The organism is Priestia sp. USM5 (assembly GCF_058323215.1).
This window is the reverse complement of record NZ_JBSGKN010000001.1, coordinates 1543523-1564488: the sequence shown is the minus strand read 5'-3', so window position 1 is coordinate 1564488 and position 20966 is coordinate 1543523. Positions and strand designations below refer to the sequence as shown.

General features: G+C 38.9%; 27 protein-coding genes. 9 read left to right on the top strand and 18 right to left on the bottom strand.

The genetic code is table 11. From position 1 onward, the window contains the following. The 5 genes from ACWATA_RS08565 to ACWATA_RS08545 all read right to left on the bottom strand — a co-directional run bounded on the left by ACWATA_RS08565 (position 1) and on the right by ACWATA_RS08545 (position 4755). Positions 1-846: an N-acetylmuramoyl-L-alanine amidase gene (locus ACWATA_RS08565; protein WP_048018945.1), complete on the bottom strand. Its 846-nt coding sequence runs from the start codon at positions 844-846 to the stop codon at positions 1-3. A gap of 271 nt (positions 847-1117) precedes the next feature. Further along, positions 1118-1741 (bottom strand): LysE family translocator, encoded by a 624-nt coding sequence (locus ACWATA_RS08560; protein ID WP_033580556.1) that lies wholly within the window; start codon positions 1739-1741, stop codon positions 1118-1120. A gap of 158 nt (positions 1742-1899) precedes the next feature. After that, complete coding sequence (locus tag ACWATA_RS08555) at positions 1900-2034, bottom strand: hypothetical protein (protein WP_255901545.1); 135 nt, start codon at positions 2032-2034, stop codon at positions 1900-1902. 136 nt (positions 2035-2170) lie between these two features. After that, a complete protein-coding gene (gene aimA / locus ACWATA_RS08550; RefSeq protein ID WP_047750503.1) occupies positions 2171-3814 on the bottom strand; it encodes a glutamate/serine transporter AimA in 1644 nt (547 codons plus the stop codon). A gap of 383 nt (positions 3815-4197) precedes the next feature. Further along, positions 4198-4755 (bottom strand): thioredoxin family protein, encoded by a 558-nt coding sequence (locus tag ACWATA_RS08545; protein WP_048018944.1) that lies wholly within the window; start codon positions 4753-4755, stop codon positions 4198-4200. Positions 4756-5106: 351 nt separating this feature from the next. Here ACWATA_RS08545 and ACWATA_RS08540 point away from each other — a divergent pair, with 351 nt between their 5' ends. The 3 genes from ACWATA_RS08540 to ACWATA_RS08530 all read left to right on the top strand — a co-directional run bounded on the left by ACWATA_RS08540 (position 5107) and on the right by ACWATA_RS08530 (position 7442). Next, on the top strand, positions 5107-5238 hold the full coding sequence (locus ACWATA_RS08540) for a hypothetical protein (protein ID WP_013057845.1): 132 nt from the start codon (positions 5107-5109) through the stop codon (positions 5236-5238). Positions 5239-5581: 343 nt separating this feature from the next. After that, positions 5582-6715, top strand: coding sequence for a processed acidic surface protein (locus tag ACWATA_RS08535; protein WP_048018943.1), 1134 nt, complete (start codon positions 5582-5584; stop codon positions 6713-6715). Position 6716: 1 nt separating this feature from the next. Continuing rightward, a complete protein-coding gene (locus tag ACWATA_RS08530; RefSeq protein WP_473049763.1) occupies positions 6717-7442 on the top strand; it encodes a class D sortase, LPxTATN-specific in 726 nt (241 codons plus the stop codon). 29 nt (positions 7443-7471) lie between these two features. Here ACWATA_RS08530 and ACWATA_RS08525 read toward each other — a convergent pair whose 3' ends face one another. Further along, positions 7472-8263 carry a sulfite exporter TauE/SafE family protein gene (locus tag ACWATA_RS08525; RefSeq protein WP_033580552.1) on the bottom strand — a complete coding sequence of 264 codons (792 nt, stop codon included), beginning with the start codon at positions 8261-8263 and terminating at the stop codon, positions 7472-7474. Positions 8264-8575: 312 nt separating this feature from the next. Here ACWATA_RS08525 and ACWATA_RS08520 point away from each other — a divergent pair, with 312 nt between their 5' ends. Together ACWATA_RS08520 and ACWATA_RS08515 are read left to right on the top strand one after the other, a co-directional pair. Then, positions 8576-9145 (top strand): GNAT family N-acetyltransferase, encoded by a 570-nt coding sequence (locus ACWATA_RS08520; protein WP_034270344.1) that lies wholly within the window; start codon positions 8576-8578, stop codon positions 9143-9145. Between the two features lie 191 nt (positions 9146-9336). After that, positions 9337-9552 (top strand): hypothetical protein, encoded by a 216-nt coding sequence (locus tag ACWATA_RS08515; protein WP_165573214.1) that lies wholly within the window; start codon positions 9337-9339, stop codon positions 9550-9552. Here the strand turns inward: ACWATA_RS08515 and ACWATA_RS08510 are convergent. Continuing rightward, complete coding sequence (locus tag ACWATA_RS08510) at positions 9545-10369, bottom strand: 5'-nucleotidase, lipoprotein e(P4) family (protein ID WP_048018942.1); 825 nt, start codon at positions 10367-10369, stop codon at positions 9545-9547. The two genes, ACWATA_RS08515 and ACWATA_RS08510, sit on opposite strands and share 8 nt — an antisense overlap. 417 nt (positions 10370-10786) lie before the next feature. Here ACWATA_RS08510 and ACWATA_RS08505 point away from each other — a divergent pair, with 417 nt between their 5' ends. Continuing rightward, positions 10787-11419, top strand: coding sequence for a YitT family protein (locus ACWATA_RS08505; protein WP_028414439.1), 633 nt, complete (start codon positions 10787-10789; stop codon positions 11417-11419). Between the two features lie 40 nt (positions 11420-11459). Here ACWATA_RS08505 and curA read toward each other — a convergent pair whose 3' ends face one another. After that, positions 11460-12458, bottom strand: coding sequence for an NADPH-dependent curcumin/dihydrocurcumin reductase (gene curA / locus ACWATA_RS08500; protein ID WP_028409240.1), 999 nt, complete (start codon positions 12456-12458; stop codon positions 11460-11462). Between the two features lie 128 nt (positions 12459-12586). Here curA and ACWATA_RS08495 point away from each other — a divergent pair, with 128 nt between their 5' ends. Next, positions 12587-12814, top strand: a complete 228-nt coding sequence (locus ACWATA_RS08495) for a hypothetical protein (protein ID WP_048018940.1) — start codon at positions 12587-12589, stop codon at positions 12812-12814. Positions 12815-12900: 86 nt separating this feature from the next. On the opposite strand, the gene ACWATA_RS08490 is transcribed toward ACWATA_RS08495, so the two are convergent. Next, a complete protein-coding gene (locus ACWATA_RS08490) occupies positions 12901-13335 on the bottom strand; it encodes a hypothetical protein (protein WP_048018939.1) in 435 nt (144 codons plus the stop codon). A 251-nt stretch (positions 13336-13586) separates the two neighbouring features. Here ACWATA_RS08490 and ACWATA_RS08485 point away from each other — a divergent pair, with 251 nt between their 5' ends. Further along, on the top strand, positions 13587-14045 hold the full coding sequence (locus tag ACWATA_RS08485) for a GyrI-like domain-containing protein (RefSeq protein WP_473049762.1): 459 nt from the start codon (positions 13587-13589) through the stop codon (positions 14043-14045). A gap of 28 nt (positions 14046-14073) precedes the next feature. Here ACWATA_RS08485 and ACWATA_RS08480 read toward each other — a convergent pair whose 3' ends face one another. Continuing rightward, positions 14074-14547, bottom strand: coding sequence for a hypothetical protein (locus ACWATA_RS08480; RefSeq protein ID WP_063247343.1), 474 nt, complete (start codon positions 14545-14547; stop codon positions 14074-14076). 98 nt (positions 14548-14645) lie between these two features. Then, positions 14646-14771 (bottom strand): hypothetical protein, encoded by a 126-nt coding sequence (locus ACWATA_RS08475; RefSeq protein ID WP_016764808.1) that lies wholly within the window; start codon positions 14769-14771, stop codon positions 14646-14648. Positions 14772-15073: 302 nt separating this feature from the next. Between ACWATA_RS08475 and ACWATA_RS08470 the strand changes: the two genes are divergently transcribed. Beyond that, the gene (locus tag ACWATA_RS08470) at positions 15074-15958 is read left to right on the top strand and encodes a YitT family protein (protein ID WP_033580547.1); all 885 of its coding nucleotides are present in this window, start codon (positions 15074-15076) and stop codon (positions 15956-15958) included. A 37-nt stretch (positions 15959-15995) separates the two neighbouring features. Here the strand turns inward: ACWATA_RS08470 and ACWATA_RS08465 are convergent, their stop codons facing one another. From ACWATA_RS08465 to ACWATA_RS08435, 7 genes are all read right to left on the bottom strand, one after another. After that, positions 15996-16754, bottom strand: coding sequence for a cytochrome c oxidase assembly protein (locus ACWATA_RS08465; protein ID WP_048018937.1), 759 nt, complete (start codon positions 16752-16754; stop codon positions 15996-15998). Continuing rightward, complete coding sequence (locus ACWATA_RS08460; RefSeq protein WP_047750497.1) at positions 16747-17229, bottom strand: DUF2243 domain-containing protein; 483 nt, start codon at positions 17227-17229, stop codon at positions 16747-16749. The genes ACWATA_RS08465 and ACWATA_RS08460 overlap by 8 nt, the downstream gene beginning before the upstream one ends. Positions 17230-18297: 1068 nt before the next feature. After that, positions 18298-18708: a disulfide oxidoreductase gene (locus tag ACWATA_RS08455; RefSeq protein WP_028414446.1), complete on the bottom strand. Its 411-nt coding sequence runs from the start codon at positions 18706-18708 to the stop codon at positions 18298-18300. Further along, the gene (locus ACWATA_RS08450; protein ID WP_033580543.1) at positions 18708-19415 is read right to left on the bottom strand and encodes a DsbA family protein; all 708 of its coding nucleotides are present in this window, start codon (positions 19413-19415) and stop codon (positions 18708-18710) included. Before ACWATA_RS08450 ends, ACWATA_RS08455 begins: the two co-directional genes overlap by 1 nt. A gap of 36 nt (positions 19416-19451) precedes the next feature. Beyond that, entirely contained in the window at positions 19452-20303 is an 852-nt protein-coding gene (locus ACWATA_RS08445; RefSeq protein ID WP_028414448.1) for a M56 family metallopeptidase, read from the bottom strand. A 3-nt stretch (positions 20304-20306) separates the two neighbouring features. Then, positions 20307-20720, bottom strand: coding sequence for a BlaI/MecI/CopY family transcriptional regulator (locus ACWATA_RS08440; RefSeq protein WP_028414449.1), 414 nt, complete (start codon positions 20718-20720; stop codon positions 20307-20309). 84 nt (positions 20721-20804) lie between these two features. Further along, positions 20805-20942: a YvrJ family protein gene (locus ACWATA_RS08435; RefSeq protein ID WP_028414450.1), complete on the bottom strand. Its 138-nt coding sequence runs from the start codon at positions 20940-20942 to the stop codon at positions 20805-20807. Between the last annotated feature and the right edge of the window lie 24 nt (positions 20943-20966).

The following is a 20966-nucleotide window of genomic DNA, read 5'->3' as shown; positions in this document are numbered from 1 at the left end:
TTAAACAGCGGGAATGATAATTTGCTGCCCAATTTGCAGTTTGGTAGGATCTACGCTGGGATTTGCATCCTGCAGCTGCTGAGCAGTCATATTATACTTCTTTGCAATGCTATAGAACGTATCTCCTGCTTGTACAGTATACGTAGTGACAGGAAGAACAATCTGCTGCCCAATTTGCAGTTTGGTAGGATCTACGCCGTTATTTGCATCCTGCAGCTGCTGAACGGTGATATTATACTTCTTTGCAATGCTATAAAACGTATCTCCAGATTGAATGGTATAGAATGTAACGCTAGTAGAAGGTAAGTTTAAATACGCAGCAATTCCACGCGCGTGTGCTTCTCCCACTTCACGAAGAAACGTCGCGTTTTTTAATTTTTCAGCGTCGGCTGTTGTATCGATAAATAAGTTTTCAGTTAAAACAGCAGGCATATTTGTTTCACGCAGTACAGCATAATTAGCTGTTTTTAAACCGCGATCTGCAATCGTTCCAAATTTGCGCATGGTTGGTAAAATCTCTGCATGAAGCTCTTTTTGTAAAAGAGAAGATTGACTTCCCTCTTGTGATGGATAGCGATACGTTTCAAATCCAGTACCTCCGCCGGCATTAATGTGCATTGAAACAAATATATCTGCTCCCCATGCATTAGCTCGGTTCGCTCGATCTGATAATGAAACGAACACATCGGTTGAACGAGTTACTTGAACATCTACTAAATAGTTATGCTCTAAATACGCCCGCGCGTGTAATACAAGCTGCAGCGTAATATCTTTTTCACGCAAATTATTTCCTAAAGCGCCTGAATCTGTACCGCCGTGCCCTGCATCTAGCCATACTTTTTTCATGTGAACCTTTCCTTTCAGCCATAATATGAAAGAACTTGGGGTTAACACCGGCTTTGTCCGATGTTTTATCTCTCATTCTATATATATATGTAAGTGGACAAGAAGGGTTCGTCCTCTTAAAGGTTAGAGAACAATAACTTAAAAAACTGGATTTTACCATAAACATAAAAAATCCGAACGAATTGGATTTATCGTTCGGATCTCCCTTTAACTAACCTATGTCCACGCCTTTTAATAGAGATAAAAAGCAGGTTCGCCATCTTATCTTTTGCTATTTCTCACTAAAAGCAATTTTTAAGCCAATAAGCGTAAAGATAGAGCCTTGCACGAGATTAAGCCGCTTAGACAGCGCCGGAGATTTTCGCAAAAACTCCCCTACTTTCCCTGCAAATAGACTAATTAACGTAAAGATAATCAGCGCTTGAACTAAAAACACAGCTCCATAAACAAGCATTTGCTGTGTGGCGTGTCCGGTTGAATGATTAACAAACTGAGGTAAAAGAGCAAGAAAAAAAAGCGAAACTTTTGGATTTAGCAGGTTCATAATCACTCCTTTTTTATATAGCACCTTGTACTCAATGGCTTCTTTATTTTCAACAGCGAGAGCGGAATCTTTGGCTGTAAACGTCTTATAAGCCAGATATAATAAATAAGCTGCCCCAGCGTATTTGACAATAGCAAATGCTAAAGCTGATTGATAAATAATAGCCGACAGACCCAACGTTGCCGCTGCTATATGACCAAGCAAGCCCGTGCAAAGACCTAATGAAGTCGAAATCCCTGCATATTTACCGTTTGATATGCTTTGTGCTAAAACAAATAAGTTATCAGGACCAGGCATAACCGTAAGCAAAGCGGCTACACCTAAAAAAGAAGTGATTGATACGATATCCATAAGCCGTTCTCCCCCTGCATGATTTTGCCAACCATTATAGCATTTTTTACTATCTAGTATTCAAAAAAAGAAAATTTATCCATAAAAAAAGGATGGGACATAACTAAATCAATCTAATCTAAAGACGAATAAATTGTATACATGAGCTGAGCTGCTTGTTACACCGCTGTTGATTTCCGTGCAAGGCTTCGCTTTCCGCGGGCGGCCGCTGAGCCTCCTCGTCGCTTACGCTCCTGCGGGGTCTCACCTGTTCCGCTTTTCCCGCCGGAGTCTTCGCCTTGTCCTCCAATCAACTGCTAGAAGCAATTGAAAACATGAAATCTATCTTCAACATAACAACAAAAAACACGAACTACCAATTAAAAAATAATTAATAGTTCGCATTTGACTTTAACTGAAATACTTTTGTCCCAGCCTTATTTTTACTACTTATTTAATTTGTTTTTCTATAACTTGCTCTTTAGCCGAGGCAGTCTGTGCTTCCGCTTCTTTCATTTCATTATTAACATGAATTGCTTCTTTTAAATACTCTGTTTTGTACCCGCTTTTAAGTGCCCAAGCATAAAAGAAAAGTGCAACAATTGCAATAAGTCCCATATCCCAGCCGTATTTAATAATATTGAGTCCCCCGAATTTTTCACTTCCTATCCAGGAAATTGTCATCATACATAATAAGTAGACAATCATCCAAACGCCAGCTCGGAAGTTTTGACCAAAGCCTTTCCATTTTGATTTTGCTTGGTAATAAAAATAAATTGGCAAACCAATTAAAATAATAAATAATACCTGTCCAGTTAACGGCCATCTCGCCCAGTAAAGAGTAAGTGAAGCAAAAATAAAGCCAAGAGGCGCTATTACATTTAACCCTTTTATACGTAAAGGTCTATAAAGATCGGTCCCCGTTTTTCTTAACGTCATAGCTGTGATAGGACCAGTAAGATATGAAATTAACGTAGCTACAGAAATAATTTCGGCTAAAATTCCCCAGCCTCTAAATAAAAATAAAAAGATGAATGAGACAAATAGATTAAAAAACATGGCTTGACGAGGAACGCCGTAAAGCGGATGAACTCGTCCTAGTATATTCGGCAAGTATTTATTTTTTTCCATACCATAAATCATGCGTGACGTGGTAGCTGTATACGTAATACCTGTTCCTGATGGCGATACAAACGCATCTGCATATAAAACAATAACAAGCCAGTTAATATTTAGTGCAATCGCTAAATCGGCAAACGGCGAATTAAAGTTCAGATGACTCCATCCTTTTACGATTTCTGAAGGATTTACCGCTCCAATAAACGCAATTTGAAGCAATACATAGATCACGGTTGCAATCAAAATGGATCCTACCACGGCAATTGGAATAGAGCGTCCCGGATTTTTCGCTTCTCCCGCCATGTTAATAGGGCTTTGAAAACCGTTAAAAGCAAACACAATCCCAGACGTAGCAACAGCTGTCAACACGCTTGCCCATCCATTTGGAGCAACGCCTCCTGCAGAGGAAAAGTTTCCGCCGTGAAATCCTGCAAATAAAAGAGCACCAATTGTAAGCCCTGGAATCACAATTTTAAAAACGGTAATAAGTGAATTAGCTTTCGAAAATAAGCCTACCGTCCAATAATTTAAAAGAAAATAAATGATTAATAGCCCTGTAGCAATAGCCAAGCCTTTTCCAGTAAGAATCCCGTTTTCTACTAAACTCCCTGTCCATTTCGCCCACTCCCACGGCCATGAACTCATGTACTGAACAGAGGCAACCGCTTCAACAGGAATAACGGATACAATGGCAATCCAGTTTGCCCAAGCCGCAATAAAGCCAAGAAATGAGCCGTGCGAGTACTGCGTATACTTAACCATACCTCCTGCTTCTGGAAACATCGATCCTAGTTCACTGTAAGAAAGAGCTATAAATAAAATAACAACCATTCCAATAATCCAAGAAGCAATTGCTGCAGGGCCTGCAATTTGAGCAGCTCTCCATGCCCCAAACAGCCATCCTGATCCAATAATAGATCCAAGGCCGACCATCATGAGAGAAAACGTTCCCATTTTTCTATGTAAGTTATTCATGTATCTAACACCTTTCTTCTATATATTCTGAGAAGTGAGTTATTAAGCGCTTTCATTAAATTTAAAAAATAAAATTCATTTTGATCTCTAAAAATGCTGCTTAAAAGTACTAACCAAAAGCTTTTACATTCATTCACCCGTCCCCCTTCTTCATTTATTATTTGCTATTATATCATCATCAAGTTAAAAAAGTACGCGTTTTGAATAAAAAATATTTTTATTTTTAGAATTTTGTGCGTTTTACCAATTAAAAGTACGCGTTTTGAACACTAACATTTATAAAAACAGCCTTTTCATTAAAGTGATATACAAACGATTTTGCTGCAATAACCAGAAAAAAAGCAGGGTAAAATGAAGCGCTCATTTTACCCTGCTTTTTTAAATTATTTTACAACAGCTAACACTGTTTCTTTGAAGCTGTTATAAACATACGACCAAAGAGCCGGTTCTTCTTTATATCTTGTTCGTAACGCAGAAAAGACTTCTTTTTGCTTTTCTTCAAACGAAGGATCTTCTTTTGAAGGAAGTTCGGCGCGAAGCTCATCCACGATCTGCTGAACTTCAGGAGCACGAGGACCCCATTTACCTAGTAAATTTCCTTCATTATTAAAAATTAAAATAATCGGAATAGCACGGCCGCCGTTTGTTAAGTGACGATCAATTAATTCGGTGTCCGCATCGCGCAGTGCAACACGCACATCGATACCGGCAGCTTCAGCTACTTTACGAATGATTGGGTTAATCATCATCGCATCTCCGCACCAATCTTCAGTAATTGCTAAGAAGTGAAGCTTGTGAGCTTTTAATTTGTCAGCCAGTCCATCTTTAGGAAGCTGAAATTGTTCATAAACAGCTAAACTTTCCTCTTTTAATGTACTCATGTCGTTCATATATATTTGAATTGATTTTCCTTCTTCAAAATACTGCTGTTCTGTTTTCATCAAGATCCCTCTTTCTTTTTTGTATACGAATAGATGAGATATCCAATCTCGTTTTCGTCTTTTCTATACGCACTACTAGTATAGCTTTTAAGCACCATGAATCAAAATATAAAAGTCTGCGTGCTCATTTTGATCATGTTTTTTTATTCTGCGACGGAATTCATAAAACTTCAATTTAAAAACAGCACATTGAGATGTTATAAAAAAAGAGAATGGGGTACATGTACACTATCAATGTAACAAATTTTAAATCTTTGTGAATATTTGAGAATGTTTATTGTGTAACCGTCATCTTTTGATTATGATAATGATATGTTAGCTACTTGACTAAATATGGAGGATGAGGCGAATATGAATCAATCCCCGCATGAAAAGCGAAAAAAACGCAAACAGTTTGTAGAACGTTTAAGACTAAAAGGAATCAAAATAGAGCTGACAAAACCGCGCTCTCACTTTTCTTCACTATCCTTACTAAAATCATAACTCGTAGCCACCTTTTTCTAAAGCGGAACGGTATCGAATTTCAACTATCTATGCTAATGCTTACATATCATTTCAAAAAGAACAGCTTCTAAATGCTGTTCTTTTTTGATGTTTCTTTATATTTCTGCTCTGTCAAAAAAATTATAAACCTTTTTCTTTATTTTTCCCTTTTTTCTACCTAGGGCTTTCCGCTCCCTTCCATATGGTATTCTCAAAATATATAGTTCTATAAATACCTTAAATTACCACTATATTCAAGGTATATATAATATAAGTATATATTGTAAATTTATAACTCTTACTATATAATCTTGTAGAAAACGTAAAAAAAAGGAGAAAATTGATGAAAAAACTGGGGACAATTTTATTATCATTTCTGCTGTTTGTTGGCGTATTTCCAACGTCTTCATTCGCAGCCGCGTCAACATTTGACGCAGACTTCAACAAATATTTAAAATCGGTAAGCCAAACGCGAGGTTTTGAAGTAACCAAAGACGACGTTGAATATTCACTTTCACTGTATGACGATAGTCTTGAAAACTACGATACAATCGCAGATTTAGAAGATTTTTTAGGTGAACCGATTGCAGCTGACTTACATAATGTGCAAGATTTGTATGCAGATTTTGACTTAGACAAAACAAGCTTAAATGCGTTATTAAAAGAGAACGGCCAAAGCTTAGACGACTATGTGTACCTAGATGATTTATACGATGATGTCGGCTTCTATCTAGAAGGCGATGACTGGTATGAAGATGATGAGTCATATGACGAAGAAGACACTTCTTACGATGATGAATTAAGTGAAGAAGATTTAAGCGGCTTACTATCATTTATGCAGTCTGAATTAGGCTTAACTTCAGAAGAGTTAAATCGAATTGAAGCACATTTTACATCGTTAGAAGATGAGCTTTCAAATGAAGCAACGCTTAACCGCTTAGATCAATTAGGCGAGCGCTTAGCGGCATTCGAAGATTTTGATACAGCAACAGAATTATCTGCTGATCAAATCGCTGAATTAATGTCTATTTATAAAGAAATGCTATCAATCTTCCATTTAGACGCTAAATTTTCACTTGTACAAGGCGGAAATGAAAGACCGCTTTCTCTTACTGATTTAATCAACTTAGAAGAATTAAAAAATGCAAGTCTAAAAATTTCTCTTTATACAACAGACGGTGAATTTTTAGCAGACATGGTGATCACAGGCGATATGTTTAATTCTGATATCATCACAGATACAGGAAAAGAAGTAGAAAAATCTGCTGAAGCTGTAGCAAAACCAGCTCAAGCGCAAAAACCAGCAGTAGAAAAGAAACAAGAACCGGAGAAGCAACAAACGAATAGCGCTGTACAAAAAACCGTTAAAGGCGGAAAACTTCCGGAAACGGCTTCTAATTATGTAACAAATACATTAATTGGATTAGTGCTTGTAGCCGCTGGCTTTGTTCTTTTCCGCAAAGTGAGACGCGCATAAAATGGAACCAAGAAAAATAAGAAGAACAATCAATCGTAAAAAGCGGTTGATTGTTCTTTCCCTTTTAGCCGCTGTCATCTGCTTTGGTCTTTGGTTTACAACAACAAACGCCTATAAATTTGCAAGAGGCTATTTGGCATTTAAAACAATGGATACAGAAGAACCAGCCGCAGCTTCAGTTTCTAAAAGCAAGGACTCATCAACAGCAGACTCTTCTGCTGAAGCTTCTTCTGTTGAACCAAAAAAAGCGGTACACTCTCGTACTGCTAGCTCAGAAAAAAAGCCGAAAGTGTCAAATGTGTCTTATCCGAAACAGCCAAAAATCGGTGATTTAATGGGAGAACTATATATTCCTAAATTAAATGCGAAGCTGCCAATTTATCACGGTACGAACGAAGATGAATTAGAAAAAGGCGTCGGTCATTTTGCGGGAAGCGTGCTGCCTGGTCAAAACGACAATTCTGTTCTATCAGGACATCGCGATACGGTTTTTCGTAAGCTTGGCGACGTGGGTGAAGGCGATTCGCTTGTGGTAAGTACAGCAGCAGGCACCTTCACATACAAAGTAAACAAAGTACGAATTGTGGATGCGGATGACCGGACCGTTATTGTGCCAAAACCTAGAGCCACTTTAACCGTCAGCACCTGTTATCCATTTAACTACGTTGGTTCAGCACCTGAACGCTATATTTTAGTCGCTCACCTTGTTGCATCAACTACAAAATAAAAAAGCTGCCCTTAAAGAGGCAGCTTTTTTTAATGAATAGATTTCATTAGTAAATCAAACCATATTTTCAACGAAGTCGCCGTAATAACGACTGCTAAGATCACTTGCAGCGACGCTACCTTCGTCTTTTGCCCGACAAAAGCGCCAATCGGAGCTGCTAGTAAGCTTGCTCCAATAATCATAAGCGCCGGAAGCAAAAGGACTTGATGTGTCATTACTTTACCGAATGTTGTTCCCATAGACGAAATAAACGTCACGGCTAATGAGCTTGCAATCGTTACGCGCACAGGAATTTTTAACACGGTAATCATAATAGGAACAAGTAAAAATGCGCCTCCTGCTCCGACAATCCCCCCGCAAATTCCAACTAAAAACGCCAGGGCTGCTGCCAAAGGTTTTGAAAACGTCACTTCGAATGAATCGGCCGCTGGATTATTTTTTTTGGGCATAAACATTAATCCTGCAGCAATTGTTGCCATCACGCCGTAAATGAAATTGATCATTCCTTCTGAAAACGAGTTTGATAGCGTTGAACCAATGAGACTACCAACTAAGACACTGACGCCCATATATAAAATTAACGGTTTATTCAAATAGCCGCCCTTTTTATAAGCAAGAGCTCCTGAAACGGAGGCAAACAGCGACTGCACAGCTCCTATACCAGCTACTTCGTGCGCGCTGAATATTCCCACTCCTACAAGAGGCGGAACAAATAGCAACAGCGGGTACAAAACAACTGACCCTCCAATTCCAAGCATACCTGCTAAAAATGACCCGAAAAACCCGAGTGCAAATACCGTTATTAATAGTTGTACATCCATGTTTTTACCACCTGCTTTTATCAATCCAATATCATGTTTGTTAGAAAGTATGTATACATACAACGCCTTATCTCTTCTTCCATTGTATCACTGTATATGCTTCTTTTCTGTAAAAATATTGATAAAAGTGCTTTCAATTATTAATTTTTTTAATCATTAAAATCCTATCGACTTTATGCGTTATTTACGTTTAGCTCAAACTTCCTCGTTCTCGGCTCTGCTACTTGTGGTAGAATAAAGAAAAACTAGATGTTAGAACTGCCTACACGCTACGCTTATCTCAGCAGGCCCATCATCACAGGAGGCTTTCGTATGTTTGAATACAAAATTGATGACGAAGTTAGTTTGCATTTAATTGAATCAACTGACGCTTTCCCCTTGCTTTCTCTTATTAACGAGTCAAGACCTTACCTAAAAGAATGGCTCCCATGGGTAGATAGCATGCAAAGTATTGCTGACTATGATGAACTCATCCCTGAATGGAGAGCTCAATACTATAATAACCAAGGGTTCCAGGCGATCATTCGGTACTACGGAGAAATCGCCGGAATGATTGGTTTCCACGGAATTAATTGGGGAAATAAAAGTACAAGTCTCGGCTATTGGATTGGACATGATTTCCAAGGAAAAGGCATTATGACAAGAGCCGTACACGGATGCCTGAATTATGCATTTAATACGTTAAACCTTCATCGAGTCGAAATACGCTGCGGCATTAATAATGAAAAAAGCAAAGCCATCCCTACGCGTCTAGGTTTTACGGAAGAAGGCATTTGCAGAGAAGGTGAATATCTATATGACCACTACCACGATCTTGTAATTTATGGCATGTTAAAACACGAGTGGAAGCAAGCTCCTTATGCTCCGTGGCTTCTTTCTTAAAAAGCAGGATCATTTGTACAAGCTATCGTTTAAATAGGGTATAGTAAAAAGATTAAAAGAAGCTGGGACAACAATATGTGAGTTGAAGAGAAATCCGAACGAGGTTGATTCTTAATGAAGAATCAACCTCGTTCGGATTTTTTATTGTGATGCTGAACACAGGTTTCATTCAATGCAGGTGATACCAGCTGTTGATTGGAGGGCAAGACGAAGACTCCTGCGGGAAAAGCGGAATAGATGAGACCCCGCAGGAGAGAAGCGACGAGGAGGCTCATCGGCCGCCCGCGGAAAGCGAAGTCTTGTACGGAAATCAACAGCGGTGTAACAAGCGGTTCAGCTCATGTATCCAATTTGTTCGCCTTTTGATTGGAGCGATTTCGTTATGTTTCAACCTATTTTTTAATTAAAATATTGAAGCTGTTCGCGGCGAAGCTTATCTTTTTGTTTGTCCGAAATTGAGTAGTCGTAGTTATAAATAGCTCCTTCCCAATCTCCATACATTGGATTTGGAAACACAATTAGCTTTTGACCAAATGCTTCTTTTTGTTCTTCTACAAGCTTATTTCGATCGTTCATCGACTTTTTATCAAAGCCGCTAAAATCAGATAAGTTATCACCAAACAGCAGGACTACATTATGATTCTTCGCTACTTTTTGACGGCGCGTTTCTTTTCCTTCGTCTTTTGGACCCGTCAACAGCACATGGTCTTTGGTTGCTTGAGGAATATGTAAATTCTTTAGGTTTTTAATTGTTGCCTCAAGCTGAGAAGTTGTACGGCCTGAAATGTAGTAAATATCTACACCTTTTTGATCTGCATACGTCAAGAAATCGACAGCACCTGGCACTGCTTTCGCTTTTGCTGCTTGCACCCATTCATCCCACTTATAAGGGAATCCTTTACCCGTTTTGATGGCTGAAGCTTGAAATGGGCTATTATCAAGCACGGTTTCATCTAAATCCAAAATAATGGCAGGCTTTTTATCGGTACTTTTTGCAAGCGTCTTATCTAAACGAAGCTTCCCTGTATTATAGCCTTGGTAATACAAAGCTTTCATTTCGCCGGATGTCTGGTACCAAGCGTCCGCCATAATTTGCTGATCAGCTAGATTTTGAACGGGTTCTTTTTTCTCAGCAGAAACCTCTTTTTCCTGCTGAGGGGCACATGCTGTAAGCGAAAAAGCAAGTACAGCCACCCCTGTCAACGCTGATAATTTCTTATTCATTTTGCATCCACTTCCATCTCTACATATTTTCATGCTAATAATGTTATATATTACCTCAATCAAACAAAAAATCAACACAAATACGAATAATATTTTAATTAATAATTAAAATAGTTCGTTTTAACTGATATTCCTTCCCTTTTTTTGACCATTATCCAAATATTTGTTTATACATTTTCCAAAATCCGTTTTTCTCATTCTTTCTTTTTAATCTTTTTTTAGAAACATATCGGCTTATCACTCATTTGCTCCAGAAGAACTCAATAAATCTGAATTATCTAACTTTTTATCTTGTGTTAGATTCTCTCACAAAAGTGCTTTTTTTTGAAAAGATATATAGTAAAATAGATTTTGTGAATTAAAAGACGGTGTTTTCTATCGAAAGTATTGTATAAATATACAAAAGGGGATGGAGATATGAATCACGTAAAACAATGGGGATGGATTACCTTTGGCTGCTTATGCGTTGCCATCGGAATTCAATTTTTAACCGCTTCTAACCTCGTTATTGGCGGAACGGCAGGACTTGGCATTGTGCTGCAGCATTTAACCGGTATTTCATTTGGGGTATTGTTCTTTATCATCAATCTACCGTTTTATTTTATGGCTCTTACACAAATTGGACTGCAGTTTACGATAAAAAGCTTCATCAGCGTTAGCTTGATGTCAGTGATGTCCGATTTATTAGCTGCCAACTTTTCATTTGCACTTCCGCATCCGCTTGTAGCCGCGGTTATGGGCGGCATTATCGTCGGCATTGGACTAATCTTTTTGTTTCGTCACGGCTCTTCTCTTGGCGGAATCAACATGCTATGCGTGTTTCTTGATAAGAGATTTGGCATTAATCCAGGTAAAACAATGCTTTTGACAGATGTGTTGATTGTAGGCTCTGCAACAGTGGTATTCGGCGTAGTTCAAGTTCTTTATTCGTTAATTGGTATTTTTATCATGACAGGACTGCTTGGACGCTATCACAAACGCTCGCCAATCGAACGAACTGGTGAACATATTGAAGAAGAAGCCAAGCAACAAACGGCTTCAACTATGTAAAAAAACCGTGCGGAAATGATCCCGCACGGTTTTTTTACGCTTATTCTGCTACTTTTACAAGCTGTTTTCCTAAGTTTGCTCCTTCGAATAACCCAAGGAACGCTTCAGGTACATTTTCAAAACCTTCTACAACGTTTTCGCTGTACTTGATTTTCCCTTGCTGCACCCATTCGCCTAACTGCTTAATGCCTTCAGGGAATTTGTCAGCATAGTCGGCTACGATAAACCCTTTCATTAGCGCACTGTTAATTAATAAAGGTGTTTGAACACGTGGTCCAACATCTTGTTTTTCTAAGTTATACAGTGAAATTTGGCCGCAAAGTGGAATGCGCGCAAATTTATTTAATAAGCTAACAACTGCATCTGAAATCTCTCCGCCGACGTTTTCAAAGTAAACATCAACTCCATTAGGACACGCTTCTTTCAATGCTTCTTTCACATTTCCTTTTTTATAATTAATCACTTCATCAAATCCGAGCTCATCTTTTAAATAAGCAATTTTATCTTCAGAACCTGCGATGCCGACAACACGTGCGCCTTTAATTTTAGCGATTTGACCAACAACAGATCCAACAGCACCTGCTGCACCGGAAACGACTACTGTTTCGCCTTCTTTTGGCTGACCGATTTCAAGCAGTCCAAAATAAGCTGTGAGACCAGGCATACCAAGAACGCCGATAGCCGTTGTAATTGGCGCTAGCTCTGGATCAACTTTCTGTAAGTTTTTTGCTTCTGCGGCTGAATAGCGTTTCCAAGGAAGCATACCTGTCACGATATCGCCTTCTTTAAAGCGATCTGATTTTGATTCCGTTACGCGTGCTACAATGCCGCCTGCAAGCGGTGCGTTTAGCTCAAATGGAGGAACATATGATTTTGTATCGTTCATGCGTCCTCTCATATACGGATCAACAGAAAGGTAAAGTGTTTGAACAAGTACCTCGCCTTCTTTCGCTGTAGGCATTTCAATTTTTTCGTATTTAAACGTATCTTTTGTTGGCATTCCCTTTGGGCGTTCTGCTAATAAAATTTGTTCATTCATCGATATCGCTCCTTTTTATTTCTCTGTTTTTTGTAAAATGTGCTAAACTTACCTTTGTTATTTTAAATTATATATTGTGCACAACGCAAAAAATATGATTGTGCAATAACACCGAAGGAGAAAAAGACATGGAGCTAATGCGCTGTAAAGAAAATGTTGTTAAAAAACTAAACGAGTTTGTTGAAGTAACTCCCCCCGTTATTTTGTTTAAAAAAGGCAATATGTATCCGATTAAAATGGATATCAACTATAACTGGATTGCCACGGATGAACAAGGTCATGAGCATATTGTCGCTTCAAACACAAAGAACGTGCAGGACGACTACTGGTTTAGCTACCATTTTGACTTATATTAAGGAGTTTCCCGGATTTACTCTTCATAAACGTTATATAAATAAAGTGTTGTATTAGTAAAAACAGCGCCAGAATTCTGGCGCTGTTTTTATGTAGTAATCGCAATTGTACGGGTGGTCGTTTGAACGGTCACCCCAGTTGAAGAACGGACAAAAAATTCCATTCTGACTGAGTACGTGTATGTACCAATTGATGCTACTGTATCTACCCATGTAAAAGAAAGAACATTTTGCTGAGTGAATGATAGTGTTAAAACGGCTGCAGCTCCTTGCTGTAAATTCTGTGAAAACAAAAGCTGAGAATTTCTATATACTCTAAGTGTTACCCCGTATTGATAACTAGTTAATCCAAGAGGAATGTTTGCTTCAACTGTAGCAAATCCATCTATCTTCATCTTCTGATTGTTTTTTTTGGTCTCAGCATTTACTGTTAAAATGCTCGTTTCAGAACCGTAAGTCAACGACTGCACGCTTTGAGACTGCGATGAAAATATATTCAGCTGGCTTTGAATCAAGTCTCCCATTACTTTCCCTCCCTTTATTTATATGGAATATACGGTAATAAAGTATATACTTACCTTTTGGTTTACATGACTAAGAGTTCAAAGACCTCCTTAAACCAGCTTGTTAAAACTATTTCTTAATTCACAAAAGCTGGCTACTGTAATGTTCCATTTTCTGCATCGATATCTACTTAAGATTATGTTACAATCACGGTAAAGTAATTTATGATTGATAGAATAAAAGCTAGAGCTTGAAAAATTCGAGGTGGATTATGCAAGGTAAAGTTGTATATAAAGAAGGATTTTCAGTGATAGGCATAGCAAAAAACGGAGAGTATCAAAAAGAGAATCTTTTGAAGCAAATACTTAAAGAAAAAGAAATGATTACTTCTTCAAAAGAACCTCATATGATTACAGGCATTTGCATGGCTCCGAAAAGAGAAAATTATTTTTATATTGCAGGTACAGAAGTGGCTGATACGGCTTGTATTCCAAGCGGTATGAGCGTTCATACGTTTCCTTCGTTTACATACCTGCAGTTTAAACACAGAGGTCCCATTACATCGCTTAGGTCGACGTATAACAGCATCTGGAATGAATGGCTGCAGAACTCTCCTTACAGCATGATTGAAGGTCCTGCTCTTGAAATTGTAAATACAGCTATACACGGCAATTTATATAGTGATACATATGAAATGGATATTTATATTCCCATAAAGCTTGGACATTAAAAAAGGTGAACTTACGTTCACCTTTTTCCTATTTTTGCAGCTGTTTATATAAATGATAAAGAGTAAAAACGCACTCTGGATGACGCTCTTTATGGTTAAAAAAGCCATGGGGAAACATGAGTGAAAGATTCCCTTTTTCAATTCCGGTCACATACTTGTTTTCCATAAGCGGATATTCTTTCACAACCCAGCGCGCTTCATCAATCGTAGATGTAACCACCTCACCAAAGTATACGCCCATACACTCTTCGAATTCTTCTTTTGTCATTGAAAAACAGTCAAAGCGATCGCCGTCTTCTAGATCATAGTAAAGAAGCTCTAATATTTTCAAACTTTCATCTGTAAAATCAACGGTGAATTCAGCTACCGCTTTGCTTATTTCATGAATGTGATTCATGCACTGTTCGCGCACTTGATGATAGTAATAGCTAGCTTCAAACTGATGTTCACACGTCACTAGCGATTCTCCGTATGATGCTGTTAGATCATGATGCTTGCTCATGCTGACACCTCCACGCTAAGCTTATGGAGCAAGTATAACATTAACCAAGCTACTATTGAGCATCTTCCATTAACAACCTATTCGCGGCAATATTAGGTTCACTTCTTACTCATTATTCTGCCGTACACAAATCCTCCGCTAACAAGAAGAATACCGCTAATTAATACGCTGCTTAAAAAGATTTGCGAATGCATCAAGTGATTATACATCATCCACACGCTCATTTCGTCATCTCCTTTTGGCCTTTTTTAACTAGTATCCCCGATTTTCTTGCCGCACATGCCGGCATTTTCATCATTTTTTCATCAAGCCTCTATATAGTTAAAGCCGTGAAGCCAACTATCTTTTTTCATCGTTTTACTCCTTAAAAAGCCTGCTTATGACTCTAAAGCAGGCTTTTTTTATAGGTTGAAACAAGTAATTAAGCCGTCTATCCCCACTAATTGTGCATAGTAAGGTATAATTAAAGATAGTTTCACTTTTCTAAAGTGAGAAATACATAGGAGACATCAAAGGAGACATGCAAATGACAGAACTCGAAAAAGCGAAAATTCAGCACCGAAAGCTGTCCAAGGGGCAGGTATTTGGTAGGGCTATCGCCATTGCGATCGGTGCCCTGCTCATGGCCACAGGACTTGAAATCTTCCTTGTTCCAAACCACGTTGTTGACGGAGGAATTACCGGTATTTCCATCATGCTTTCGCATATTACCGGCGTAAATCTAGGAATCTTTCTTTTTGTACTAAATCTTCCGTTTGTATTTATCGGGTACAAGCAAATGGGAAAAACATTTGCCCTTTCCACTATTTTTGGCATACTAGTTTTATCCATCTTAACTTCTAGGTTTCACCATGTCCCCGCGTTTACCGCAGACGTTCTCCTTGCTACCGTTTTTGGAGGGATTATTCTCGGAATTGGAATTGGACTCGTAATTCGCTACGGCGGAGCGCTTGACGGTACGGAGATACTTGCCATTTTAATCAGTAAAAAAATTCCGTTTTCTGTAGGAGAAATTGTAATGTTTTTCAACTTCTTCATTTTAGGAGCAGCGGGATTTGTGTTCACGTGGGACCGCGCCATGTATTCTATCCTTGCGTACATCATTGCGGCTAAAGCCATTGATACAGTTGTAGAAGGATTGGAAGAATCAAAATCAGCTTGGATTATTAGTGATCATTCTGATGACATCGGCGATGCGATTAATGCGCGTCTAGGTCGAGGCGTTACCTATTTGCACGGTGAAGGTGCTTATACGGGCGATGATAAAAAAGTGATTTTCTGCATCATTACGCGCCTTGAAGAATCAAAGCTAAAAACCATTGTTGAAGATTTTGACCCTACTGCCTTTTTAGCCGTTGCAGATATTACCGAAGTCCGCGGCGGACGCTTTAAAAAACGAAACATTCACTAAAAAAACGCGCAGAAAGCATGATGCTTTCTGCGCGTTTTTATGTAAAAGAGACTTTTTGAACCCGCTTAAACCATTCATAACAAAGAAGTACAATTAAACATAAGTCGATTAAATCGCCTCCGTAATACATCAGCATAGCCCCTTGCTGCGCCTCTTCTACCGAGACGTGCATAGGCGGGTGAGCGTACACATATTTTGATAAAATACCGTGAGCGGCAAGAGCAAGAACCAATACGGACGCTCGGTGCGTAAAAGCTTTTTGATGCGGCGAAGGATCAATTGAAATCATCGATACGGTGAATAAATAGCCGGCTAAAAATACATGAATATGTACAGCGACATGCACGAAAAAAGAGTGATGCATCATGCCATACAGACTCGTTGTATAAAGAATCCAAAGTCCTCCTACGTTAAGAACAGAAGCTGTCACCGGACTGCTGATAAACCGAACAAACCGCCCTTTTAAAAGTTTTGACACCTTTCTGGCTGCATGAACCGGAAGCGTGCGAAGCAGCAGTGTAAGAGGTGCTCCTAACGCCATTAAAAGCGGAGCTAGCATACCTAAAAGCAAATGCCCTGTCATATGCGCGGTAAAGTCCATATGAGCACGAGCTGCGAGCGGTCCTGCTACAGAAGATATGGCGCATAAAATACCAAGTGTCCAGCTGGACGTCCTATATAATGACCATTTTCTATACGTTGCATTTGAAGACGTTACAGCCCACACGTATAAAAAAAAGGCAGCGACAAAAGGCAGGGCTAATAAAAGCTGAGATAGTACTTCATATTTAATCATGATGTGCACCTTGTTTACGTGTAAACCATGTTAACATGATGCCAATAAGCAGCATCAAACATGCAAGTACATTCCACGTAATGTCGTAAGGTGCAATCTTCACTCCGTACCGAATTTGGTGAAGGCCCATAAGCTTATGCTGCACGGTCCCGTCATAAAGCTGAAACGCTCCCGCTCCAAGCAATACTCCTCCTATCCACCTTTTCACCCACCAGCCGCCCCGGCGCCTTAGATCTGCCACCATAAAAAGTGATGCGATTGTAGCGAACCAGCTGAATGCATGAAACAAACCATCCGACACTAAACCAGCGGCCGTTGTGGACTTATCATAAAAATGATGCCAATGAAGCAGCTGATGAAACACTGCTTCATCAATAAAAGCAACTAACCCTACGCCAAACAAAAAGCCTGACCAGCTATTTCGAGCGCGGTGAACCACGCGCTGATTTGCAGTTGCTTCGTGCTTCTTTTCCATATATATATCCCTCCCTGCCAGTTCTTTAAGTTTATATCGATTCTAATGAACGTATACCCTATTAAAGAGAAATGAATCTATAATATGGAAAAATAGGAGCTATATCCTAACCTCGTTTTCATTATCTTTTCACCATAAAGGTATAGGATAGTATTTGCGAAGCCAATTAACATATTTTTTCATAGTTTTACTCCCTTTCTAATGACCTGTTTCCCCAAAACAGGTCTTTTTTATATCCCGCTTCTCTTTTCATCGTTTTTTCACCATAAAGGTATAGGATAGTACTTGCGAAGCCAATTAGCATATTTTTTTCATAGTTTTACTCCTTTTGAAGACCTGCTTCCCCAGAGCAGGTCTTTTTTTTATCCAGTTTCTTTTTTCATCATTTTTTCACCATAAAGGTATAAGATAGTACTTGCGAAGCCAATTAACATATTTTTTCATAGTTTTACTCCCTTTCTAATGACCTGTTTCCCCAAAACAGGTCTTTTTTATATCCCGCTTCTCTTTTCATCGTTTTTTCACCATAAAGGTATAGGATAGTACTTGCGAAGCCAATTAGCATATTTTTTTCATAGTTTTACTCCCTTGTGAAGACCTGCTTCCCCAGAGCAGGTCTTTTTTTGTTTGATGTTTCTTTTCACTGTTTTTTCACTATTGGGCGGTAAGATAGTACATGTAAAGCCAATTAGCATATTTTTTCATAGTTTTACTCCCTTTCTAGTGACCTGTTTCCCCAAAACAGGTCTTTTTTTATTTTTTCTAAAAGCTTCCATCTTTTCACCGTTTTTTCACTTTTCTTTTGTATACTAAGTTTGTCAAAGCAATTTCATCATTTTTCATAAATGACCCCTATTTATTCCCCGCTTTTTGTGAGCGGGGCTTTTTTTATAAGAAAAGCATATTTTTTAAAAAAGCTTTTCTCTTTTCACCGTTTTTTCACTTTTCTTTTATATACTGTTCTTGTCAAAACAATTTCATCATTTTTCATAGATGTACCCTATTTGCACCCGCTTCTTGTAAGCGGGACTTTTTTTGTTTTCAGATAAAAAAAGCTTAACCCGGAGGTTAAGCTTTTTTCATCTGCTTGCGAAGAACAAGCATCATAATCGTAATAATGGTAAACGCAATAAACGCTAAAAAAGGAATGGTGATAAATCCAAGCCAGTTAATATATTGACCTGAGCAAGGAACACCGCTTGTACACGTTTCAAATGCTTTAAGAGCCGGTATCTTCTGCAGGCAATAATGATAGCCTGAAAGCGCCATACCAATCACCGAAAACGGCAGGACGTATTTGTAGATGAACGTATCATTCCGGTACACGGCTACACCTAGCACAATCGCGAGCGGATACATTAAAATTCGCTGATACCAGCAAAGTTCGCACGGGATGAAGTGAAGAACTTCACTAAACGTCAAGCTTCCAAGCATCGCGATAAGCGCTGTAATCCACCCGAAAACCAAAGACTTGTTCATTATTTGTTCTCCTTAGCCGCATCTTTGACCATTTGATCAAAGTCATCGATTGTTTTTCCTTCGAATTTTTTGCCGCCTACATAAATGGTTGGTGTACCTGTGATGCCTAAGTCATTGGCTGTCTTCATATCTTGATTAAACGCATCTTTTCCTTTTCCGTCTTTAAATGCACTCGCTACTTTTTTCGCATCGGCATCGCTTGACACTTCTTTCAGCGTATCTTCTAAGTAGGATTCCGTTAAGACATCTTTCTTTTCGTCCGCTGCGTTTTGCTTTTTATAAAGAAGTTCATGGAATTTCCAAAATGTATCGTTTCCAAGCTCTTTGTATACCGTTTCGGCGAATTCTGCTGCACGAGAGGAGTCGTTGTTGATAAATGCATAGTTCATAAAGTAGAATTTCACTTTACCTGTATCCACATAATCTTTTTGAATCAGCGGGAAAAAGGATTCCGTGAAGTTTTTGCAAGCCGGGCATTTGTAATCTCCAAACTCTACCACTTCTACCGGAGCTGACTCTTTTCCAAGATACGGCTGATTATCATATGTAAGAGCGGCCTTTTCATCTCCTCCGCCCTTTGACATATTCGAAAGGACGATTAACCCTAAAATACAGACCGCAATAATTCCAATCACCCAAAAAATCCACTTGCTTGAGGATGTTTGCTGATTGGGCGTTACTTTTTTCTTTTTCTTTGCTTTTGACACAATCTCATCTCCTTCTTTTCTTTCTCTCTTACAAACTTACAAAGCTGTTAGAGCTGTAAAAATCAGCGCACACAAAATAAAAAACACGTATAGCGACGTCAGCGTTAAAATAACAGGAGGCTGCATCGGCATTTTCGTTTCCGGATTTAAAATATATTGAATGCGATAATTAACAGACGTATCAGCAAACGATACGTGCGCACACGAGAGACTTGTCTGTCCCGTTTTCACCATTTTTAAAAGCGCGCTGCCGATGTGAGCAGGCGTGCCATTTTTCACAATGGCATCTTGATCAGCCAGCACTTCACGCATAACTTTGAAGCGTTTATGGCTCCATTTAATAAATGGAATATACCATAATGCAGAGGCAAGCGTACTTAGCAAAAACGTTTTGAGCGGGTCTTTGTTTGCAACGTGCGACTGCTCGTGATAAATAACGGCTTCGAGTTCATTTTCATCAAGCACCGACAGCAACCCTGTAGACAGGACGATATGCGGTGTAAACAGCCCCATCGTTAAGGCAATGGGCTGATCTGTTGTTAAGACCGTTAAATCCTTTCCGTACGCTTTTTGCAGGTCAGCCGTTGTTGTTTCATCTCGCAGCTTCGTAATCATTTTACGGACTTTCCGCATTTGAATCACTTGCTTTACAGCTTTAATGAACAGTACAAACATCGTGTGAAAAATAACGGCATTCAGCATGTATTCAATAAAAAACAAGCCGAAAAAGTGGGCTACTTTGTTACAAAGTAAAATTAAGTTAAACGATAAATTCCATCCAAACAGCAAATGCAGCACATACATCCCCATTTGCATAAGCAACGTCACGGCAATAAAAAAGCACAGGTTAAAAATAAGCTTTGAACGCTTTAGTATTCCTTGATTCATTGATTATTCATCCTTTTTTAACTGTTTGACTTTTGATTCGAGCATACTTAACAGTGAATCATCGACTTCTTCTAGCGCATCAAGCATATGAGTAACAGCAAGCGAGCCAAATTCATCGATCAATTCGTGCGTTAACTCTTTCGACTGAGCGTCGATAAATTCCTCTTTAGAAAGAATCGGCTGATACATCGACGTACGTCCTTTTAAACGCTTTTGCAACACGCCTTTTTCCACCAGTCGATTCATAACGGTCATAACGGTGTTGAAGTTAACTGTTTTTTCTTTCTCAAGCACGTGCTGCACGTCTTTAATGGACATTTCACTTCCGTTCCATAAAGCCGTCATAATTTTTGCTTCAAGCGGGCCAAAAAAGCGATTAAGGCCGGTTTCGTTAAATTTGAATTTTTCAATTTTCATATTCGACACCTCACACTACTAATTGTAGTGTGAGGTGTCAAATCCGTCAACTTTTCCATGACAACCGCCTTACAATTGTCATAATCACTTTTTTACTTCATCGGTTAAATGCTGAATGGACAGCACAACTGTATCGAGCTTGGCTTCGATTCGGTGAAGTAAATAAAGCGTCACCACAATAGGAAAACCAACGTCTGAAACAAGCGTAAACCACTCTGCCATCTTCCTCTCTCCTTTTAAAAAAGC